The 5802-nt window shown below is 51.9% G+C and carries 11 protein-coding genes; 5 read left to right on the forward strand and 6 right to left on the reverse strand.

Features of this window, described 5'->3' with window-relative positions; genetic code table 11:
• The first annotated feature begins 295 nt into the window (after nucleotides 1-295).
• Nucleotides 296-724, forward strand: coding sequence for a hypothetical protein (locus BMY01_RS16625; RefSeq protein ID WP_139176975.1), 429 nt, complete (start codon nucleotides 296-298; stop codon nucleotides 722-724).
• A gap of 146 nt (nucleotides 725-870) precedes the next feature.
• Nucleotides 871-1071, forward strand: a complete 201-nt coding sequence (locus BMY01_RS16630) for a hypothetical protein (RefSeq protein ID WP_074749227.1) — start codon at nucleotides 871-873, stop codon at nucleotides 1069-1071.
• A 273-nt stretch (nucleotides 1072-1344) separates the two neighbouring features.
• Here the strand turns inward: BMY01_RS16630 and BMY01_RS16635 are convergent, their stop codons facing one another.
• Nucleotides 1345-1626, reverse strand: a complete 282-nt coding sequence (locus BMY01_RS16635; protein ID WP_175463307.1) for a hypothetical protein — start codon at nucleotides 1624-1626, stop codon at nucleotides 1345-1347.
• A 27-nt stretch (nucleotides 1627-1653) separates the two neighbouring features.
• Between BMY01_RS16635 and BMY01_RS16640 the strand changes: the two genes are divergently transcribed.
• Nucleotides 1654-2712 (forward strand): cyanophycinase, encoded by a 1059-nt coding sequence (locus tag BMY01_RS16640; RefSeq protein WP_175463308.1) that lies wholly within the window; start codon nucleotides 1654-1656, stop codon nucleotides 2710-2712.
• Between the two features lie 281 nt (nucleotides 2713-2993).
• On the opposite strand, the gene BMY01_RS16645 is transcribed toward BMY01_RS16640, so the two are convergent.
• From BMY01_RS16645 to BMY01_RS16655, 4 genes are all read right to left on the reverse strand, one after another.
• On the reverse strand, nucleotides 2994-3686 hold the full coding sequence (locus BMY01_RS16645; protein ID WP_439331418.1) for a putative Na+/H+ antiporter: 693 nt from the start codon (nucleotides 3684-3686) through the stop codon (nucleotides 2994-2996).
• Complete coding sequence (locus BMY01_RS18980; protein WP_439331419.1) at nucleotides 3686-3862, reverse strand: putative Na+/H+ antiporter; 177 nt, start codon at nucleotides 3860-3862, stop codon at nucleotides 3686-3688. The genes BMY01_RS16645 and BMY01_RS18980 overlap by 1 nt, the downstream gene beginning before the upstream one ends.
• A gap of 389 nt (nucleotides 3863-4251) precedes the next feature.
• A complete protein-coding gene (locus BMY01_RS16650; RefSeq protein ID WP_074749230.1) occupies nucleotides 4252-4530 on the reverse strand; it encodes an HU family DNA-binding protein in 279 nt (92 codons plus the stop codon).
• A 138-nt stretch (nucleotides 4531-4668) separates the two neighbouring features.
• Nucleotides 4669-4962: a hypothetical protein gene (locus BMY01_RS16655; protein ID WP_074749231.1), complete on the reverse strand. Its 294-nt coding sequence runs from the start codon at nucleotides 4960-4962 to the stop codon at nucleotides 4669-4671.
• Between BMY01_RS16655 and BMY01_RS16660 the strand changes: the two genes are divergently transcribed.
• Complete coding sequence (locus BMY01_RS16660; protein ID WP_074749232.1) at nucleotides 4961-5248, forward strand: CopG family ribbon-helix-helix protein; 288 nt, start codon at nucleotides 4961-4963, stop codon at nucleotides 5246-5248. The genes BMY01_RS16655 and BMY01_RS16660 overlap by 2 nt on opposite strands.
• Nucleotides 5236-5526, forward strand: a complete 291-nt coding sequence (locus BMY01_RS16665) for a type II toxin-antitoxin system RelE/ParE family toxin (protein WP_074749233.1) — start codon at nucleotides 5236-5238, stop codon at nucleotides 5524-5526. Before BMY01_RS16660 ends, BMY01_RS16665 begins: the two co-directional genes overlap by 13 nt.
• 86 nt (nucleotides 5527-5612) lie before the next feature.
• Here BMY01_RS16665 and BMY01_RS17955 read toward each other — a convergent pair whose 3' ends face one another.
• Nucleotides 5613-5762 carry a hypothetical protein gene (locus BMY01_RS17955; protein WP_175463309.1) on the reverse strand — a complete coding sequence of 50 codons (150 nt, stop codon included), beginning with the start codon at nucleotides 5760-5762 and terminating at the stop codon, nucleotides 5613-5615.
• Nucleotides 5763-5802: the final 40 nt, after the last annotated feature.

A 5802-nucleotide genomic window follows, 5' to 3' on the forward strand; every position in this document is an offset into this window, starting at 1 on the left:
TGAAGGTACTGTCTAAGTGACTTTCCTCGGCTTTGATCGGCAGTTAGGAGCCAATTGTCGAAGCAAATCCTGTCGCCTCCAGAGATCCTGACCCACTAATTGACTTGTTCAAGTGTATTGCACGCAGCAAAGACAAATACTAGAGGCAGTCCTGTGTCCTCCCTAAAGGGTTGTCGCATTATTCGTTCATCAGTTTTTCCGGCAGAGTCTCCATGAGCTTATGGGGTGTACCGGTCCACTTCCGCAGTTCGCAGTCTCCCAGACGCTCGCATTCGGCAAGCAGGTCGATATCCGTGTGGCCAGTCAGATCAATGAAGGCAGTTGCCGTTTCTTCCCTATAATCATACCCACCGCCTCAGCCTTTCTGAACGCTACCCCGCCCGAAAACCACACGGTCAACAGTGCTCCCAATATGCCTCAGACATATCAAATGCAACAAATCTTCCTTTTTTCATCATCATTTTTCCTTTCCTTTAGTGAAGCGTCAAGTTCAGTAGTACAATATTGTGAATATTTTGTGAAGTATTTGTTATTTAGCATGATGACCTCTCTTGCTAAATCGAATTCCCGCTTCAAAGTGGTAATTCTTTCTCGATGGTCGCTTCTGAAGCTTAAGGTCCCCGATCAGGTTTTCACAGATACTGAAAAGGGGCGAAGAGGTGTCTTTGTGCCAGCGTCTGAGATGTCGACCAAAACAGGAGCGGCTGCCGGTTTTCGCTTCTAAGGGAGGAGTCCCGACACAGGAACCCTTTCGGCCTCTCCTGATATCACGGTTGGCCAGAACCAATAACACAAATAATGCAAGCTCCTGGGTGGTTATTTTGCTAAAAACCTCCCATCATCGCCTCGTGTGAACAAATGGAGGATGACATGAACGACGAATACAAAGGGTACCGGATTACTGCTTGGCCGGAGCGTGACGACACAACCGGCCTCTGGAACGGCCGCTTCCGCATTCTCGCTGGCGATGGCGCAGTTGCATACGAGAGCTTTGCTGAGCCGGTGGATGATGAAAACAAGGCGTATGAGGCCGCAAGCGCAAAGGCCCGCGCCTGGGTCGATGAACAATAGTTGTTCTGCACATTGATCTAATTATGCTAGTCAGAAGAGAGTAGGCAACCTGACCAAATGAGGTGATTTCGTAATTTCCTTCTGGTCTTTGGTCGCTCATTGCCTGGCACATTTCCATCATTAGCAAAGATTCCCCTTTGCCGACATCCTGTGCCAATAAGAGTGAGCTTGAACAGCCAGGATAATCGGTGCGCAAGACGATAGACCCCTCACTGGTATTACGGATCTGGAGAAAGTCCGAAATAGGGGCGGGTAACTTGGGCTCTTAAGGATTCAGAATAGAACCGATGGCAGTTCTTCCCATTCCCTTGACAGCACGCTTGCATCGGCGCTGCACAGCAGGCTGCTAGTATCCTTGCCGCTGTCCAGATAGATGCTGATGCCCCAAGACGTAGCATCGAGGACGTGGGATTCAAAGAAGTAGTTTTGCAGCCTTACGAGACGAGAGAACAAGACGGGGGCGGAATTCACTTCCGTCTTTCCGTCTGAAATTCCCATAAGAGGAGGAGACAAAAAATGGAATTGCTTGTGTGGTTTTTTCTCGTTCAGCAGCAAACAAATTCCAGAATTATATGCAGATTGATGACAACCCCAATCATGATTGCTGTGTTTTCCACAGGGATAGGCCTGGTAGAGGCAGCCAATAAATCGCGATTAGGGATCTCTCAAAATGGCGAGATGGTTGATTATCTGCCCTGCGGCACAATTCCGTTAAGCACGCGAACTGCTGTACTAATGGGTGGAGGAGATGACGTCAAGGAGGCCTTTAGCTGGATGATTGCCAAGATGACCCAATGTAGCGATGGCAGTACAGGGAGGCCGGGAAATTTTGTCGTGATTGATAATGGCAGCGACCCGCCTGACGATACTTACATCAGCATAGTCGGCCCCGTCGCCTCGGTAGTAACCCTGGTTGTTCCTGACATTGAAACGGCTAACGACCCGGCGCTCGAGCCTTACCTTCGAAATGCCGGCGCAATCTGGCTAACGGGGGGCGATCAAGGGCGTTACTACAATTTCTGGAAGGGCTCGTTGCTGGAACAACTGATATCGGAGCAGGTTCGGAATTTCAAGATTCCCATCGGCGGAACAAGCGCGGGAATCATGGTCCTTAGCGAGTTCGCCTATGTCGCTGACCCGTGCGCGATCACTTCGTCAAAAGCCTTGATCGACCCCTACTCACAATGCATTGCGTTGAGACGTGATTTTTGGAGCGACAGGGCGCCCTTACCCCCCTTGTTATCGACTGTCACTGATTCCCATTTCAATGCGCGCGATCGCATGGGCCGGCTGATCACGTTCCTGGGACACGCGATAAATAGCCAATGGACCAGCTCTGCCATTGCCCAGGCGATCGGAGTAGATGAGGAAACAGCATTATTGATGGAAATTGATGGCAACACAGACCAATTTTCTCCAGGCGACAATTACAGTTACAAGGTCATTACAAATACAGGAGTGAGTGGGTCAGTCTATATTTTGAGCACTGATCTGCAAAGCCAACTGAACCTCGAGCCTGACCAGCCTCTTAGCTTCACCAATGTAAAAGTGAGAAAGATACAAACCACGGGAAATGAGAGTGATTACATCATCGACGTCAAAGAGGGCAGTTTAATATCCAACACTGGCAGCATTTACTGAAAAACCAAGCAACCATATGCACTCAGCTGATTTGGGGCTGCTAGATTTATGACGTCGCATTTTAATCCTTCGGACACCCTTTGCCTTTTGCGTTGGTTTTTGATCGATGAAACGCTATTCATCGGTTTTCTCGGCCGCCGAGGCCTTCATTCTGGATCAGCCTTTGGGCGCTTGGTTGCCCCAGCCGGAAGAGAATCGATAGCAATCTTCAGCGGTTCATCCATGTCGTAGGGCCATAACTTATCTCGTGCCAGCAGGATGCTCAATCGTGCATAGGGCGCTCACAGATACCAGAATGCCAATGCCGCAATAATGGTTGGCGGTAGTGCGGCCAATAGCAACCCCAATGGATGGACCACCTCTTCCTCGAAATGGCTGCGCAGAATCGCGATTCCAGCCGGATTGGGAGCGTTGGCAATGATGGTCAGGCCGCCACCTGTAACTGCGCCAGCGACCAGCGCATACTTGAAATCATCGGACAGACCCTCGACTAATGAGCCGAGGTAAGTCAGGGCCGCATTGTCGGTAAATGCGGTAAAAATGGTCGCGCCAAAGAATACTGCATCGCTACTCATGCTCATCAGTACGGGCTGGAGCCACCACTGCTGTTGTCCGCCCAGGACGACCAACCCTGCCAGAAAGAAAGCAACCAGTAGGCCCTCGCGCAGGATCAGGCGATCTTGGTGGTGCCGATAGGCATCGGCAACACCGAGGAAAAAAAGGAACAGACCTACGAAAATCGCCGGATGATGAGCGAACACCACGACGCCTACAAGAAACGCCAGATGGACCAAGCTCAGGACTAAAGGCACAGAATTACTGCCCTCACTGCTGTCCGTAGTTGACAGTTGACTTAATTCCTTGCGGAACAATAGCGTTGCCCCCACCGCATTCAGGACGACTGCAATTGCGGCTTTCCAGCCAAACGCCGATATCATGAATGCAATATCCCAATTCCATTTTCCAGCTACCATTAGCACAGGCGGAGCGGCAAATGGTGTGAGTGTCCCTCCAATCCAAGGAAGTGCCACAGTCCAGCATGAGCCGGCTGGGTATGCGCCAGGCGCTCAAAAAAATTGGTGGAGAAGGTATGTAGGATGGCAATGGCAAATAACGCTGAGCTGATCAGCTGAATGATCGTGGGTGTCACATACTTCTCCTCTAGGAGTATTTCCGGAATCAAAAATAGAGTCTGGGTGGCACCTGTCCTGACTGTTAGCTAAAACTCGCTATGTATCAGACTACCTTGTTTCGGGATCTGAGACCTGCTCTACAACGCTCATACCTTGGCAGAGCAGTCACTCGTGGATATGCTTGCGGTAGAAAAGAATGAAAAGCGTAATCATCCCTGGTGCGAGGCGCATAGGGCATGTCATTGCAGAAGAACTGGCAGTCAGCGAGGTGGGATCATGTGCTGCATACACCTGGGCTTGCAGATTCCGAGCATCTGATTATGATTTTTTGCAGTGAACAGCCTTGCTGGAAGAATTTATAATTAGCATTAATTTATCCTCTTGTTTTGGGGAATTCTCTCTAATCTCAGGAATGGTTTACTGCCGCCTTGAGCGTGGAGCCCGGCTTGAATGCCGGCACCTTGGAGGCGCTAATCTTCAATTGCTCGCCTGTCTTAGGGTTGCGACCGCTGCGCTCGCCCCGTTCGCGCACTTCGAAGGTGTCAAATCCCGGCAGCGAAATGGAGTCGCCTCTCTGCAGAACCTCGGTGATGGTTTCGGTCAACGCCGTCACGGTACGGGCAGCTTGAGCTTTGCTGAAGTTGGTTTTCGCGACTACGGCTTCGATAAGCTCATTCTTGTTCATAAGTCTTTTCCCCTTTTCAGTTTTCAAGTTCCTACCAGCTTACACAGTTAATCGCCCCGGGCAAAGAATCAATGAAATGGGATTCATAAGAGATTTTCGCAATATTGCGAAAATTTCCCATCCCCCGTTTGCCGCTTGTCACAGGCCATGCCAGCCGCCTTGCTTTCCTGTCATGGCCTGTGATCCGCAAAGCCTTGCGGCCGCGGCGCACTTGAATTCCAACCTCGCCGGCACAGGCCAACGCTTCCCGCGCCAATCCCCCCACAACGCCCCCCAGTCTTTGGCGAGGGGGACTTGTGGGGGGATAAACGAATACGCAGGAAGCTTTAGCCCCGCTTGTTGCCTGCCCTTTTTACCCCACCCAGCACTTCTGGATTTGTCGCGCTTGGTATGGTAAGGTAATACCATTAGATACCAAGCGGAGGCTGCCATGGCTGCTGCCACTCGCCCTGTGGCGATCAAGATTGATCCAGATATCAAGGAGCGCGTGAAGCGCCTGGCCACGGCTCGCCATCGCACCGCGCACTGGCTCATGCGCGAGGCAATCACGCAGTATGTCGAACGCGAAGAGAAGCGGGAGGCTTTCCGCCAGAGCGCAATCAAGGCTTGGGAAGAGTACCAAGCCACCGGATTGCATGCCACGGCTGAAGAGGCGGACGCCTGGCTGGCTAAGCTCGAAGGAGGGCAGGACGCTGAGCCGCCAGAATGCCACGTCTGATGTGGTCGCCTCAGGCGCTGCAGGATGTGCAGCGCCTGTACCGCTTCCTTGCTGGGAAGAACGCTGATGCTGCCGGGCGGGCCGTCAAGGCGATCCGCGAAAGCGTGAACGTGCTTGCACACCAGCCTGCCATTGGTCGTCCGGCCGAGGATATGGAGCCAGAGTATCGGGAGTGGATCATCGACTTCGGCGACAGCGGTTATGTGGCTCTCTACCGGTATGACGGCGAGACGGCAGTGATTTTAGCCGTGCGCCACCAGAAAGAGGTGGGTTACTGACCTGGAGTAAACATCGGTTTAATACCCGTGCATCAATTTACCCAGATCTCCCCGAAGGCGATAATTCCCCCCGCTCTTGCATGCCTTCAGGCACGTTCAAAATTTCCTTCCAACCAGAGCGCCATTACTTCATCGGCAAGCTCGTCCAGATACCAGCGCGACAAGTCCACGTGAGTCGTATTTTCGACGACCTGCTCAAACAACCCGGGATAGGCTCGCCACTGACACTGCAGCACATTTGTCCGCTTATTCCAGTTCTACTATATGTAGGATTGG

This window comes from Nitrosospira multiformis (assembly GCF_900110185.1).
Lineage (GTDB): Bacteria > Pseudomonadota > Gammaproteobacteria > Burkholderiales > Nitrosomonadaceae > Nitrosospira > Nitrosospira multiformis_A.